At 38.4% G+C, this 1,311-nt stretch carries 1 protein-coding gene and 1 tRNA gene; one reads left to right on the top strand and one right to left on the bottom strand.

What is annotated here, in order from left to right; translation table 11 throughout:
• Nucleotides 1-66 precede the first annotated feature (66 nt).
• Nucleotides 67-945, bottom strand: coding sequence for a bifunctional methylenetetrahydrofolate dehydrogenase/methenyltetrahydrofolate cyclohydrolase FolD (gene folD, locus CEX73_RS01705; protein WP_101626876.1), 879 nt, complete (start codon nucleotides 943-945; stop codon nucleotides 67-69).
• A gap of 155 nt (nucleotides 946-1,100) precedes the next feature.
• Here folD and CEX73_RS01700 point away from each other — a divergent pair.
• Nucleotides 1,101-1,178, top strand: a tRNA-Arg gene (locus CEX73_RS01700).
• Nucleotides 1,179-1,311: the final 133 nt, after the last annotated feature.

Below are 1,311 nucleotides of genomic sequence, written 5' to 3'. Positions count from 1 at the left end.
TAGAAGATACCCAGCAGGGAACTATCTGGCGCCGCAGTAGTTAAAATAAATATTTTATATAGAGCTTTAGGCTTTAGGAATGATATGCTCCCGAGAGCGATAATCCTCGCAGGCTTGCAAAGTATTTTGAATCAGCGTAGCTACTGTCATAGGTCCCACCCCTCCAGGTACGGGTGTAATATAAGCTGCACGCTCTACGGCGCATACAAAATCTACATCACCTACTACTTTACCACTATCTAGACAGTTGATACCTACATCTATCACTACAGCGCCAGGCTTGATCCAACTACCAGGGATGAAACCAGCTTTACCTACCGCCACTACGAGTAAATCAGCATTTGTTATATACTGCGGTAAATTACGGGTGAAACGATGCGTGATAGTTACAGTACAGCCAGCTAACAGTAATTCCATCCCCATAGGACGACCAACTATATTAGATGCACCAACTACTACAGCATTAAGACCCACCGTATTAATATTATACCGTTCAAGCAGGGTAATAATACCACGTGGAGTACAAGGACGAAGTAAAGGCGCGCGTTGACACAAACGACCGACGTTATAGGGGTGAAAACCATCAACATCTTTATACGGTGCAATTCGCTCTAAAACGCGGATATTGTCGATACCGACCGGTAACGGTAACTGTACTAAGATTCCATCTACTCTATGGTCAACGTTTAATTGATCAATTAGTACTAATAGTTCAGTTTCACTTACCGTATTAGGTAAATCATACAAAAGAGAGATAAGACCTATGTCTTCACATGCCTTACGTTTGTTGGCAACGTAAATCTGTGAAGCGGAATCACAGCCAACTAGTATTACAGCTAGACATGGTACTATTTTTCCTGCCTGCAAACGTACTTGCACCTGTTGAGCAACTTCTTTTTTGATTTGCTGAGCAACTTTTTTACCATCAATTATTTGTGCAACCATGTTTAGAACAAATCCATCATGTAAAAAGTGCAGAAGACACTATCTCGCTCAGAAGCGCGGTCTATTTATTCAATGATATAAGAAAATATTATTTAGAAAAACGATTGACTAATTGTTAGCATTAGTATAATATACTAGTATACTTGTTTTTATATGCGCCCTTAGCTCAGTTGGATAAGAGCAACGGCCTTCTAAGCCGTAGGTCATAGGTTCGAATCCTATCGGGCGCACCATAACATAAAAGTTTTATCATTAATAATATTATCTAAATAGGTAACTCTGTAATAACAGATACAAAACACTTATTAATGAAAGTTTTTAGTATATAGGTTAAATTAATATTTAATTAACAAATCTAATTTGATA

It is taken from the genome of Candidatus Palibaumannia cicadellinicola, assembly GCF_002855795.1.
GTDB lineage: Bacteria > Pseudomonadota > Gammaproteobacteria > Enterobacterales > Enterobacteriaceae > Baumannia > Baumannia cicadellinicola_C.
This window is presented reverse-complemented; position numbering and strand designations above follow the sequence as displayed.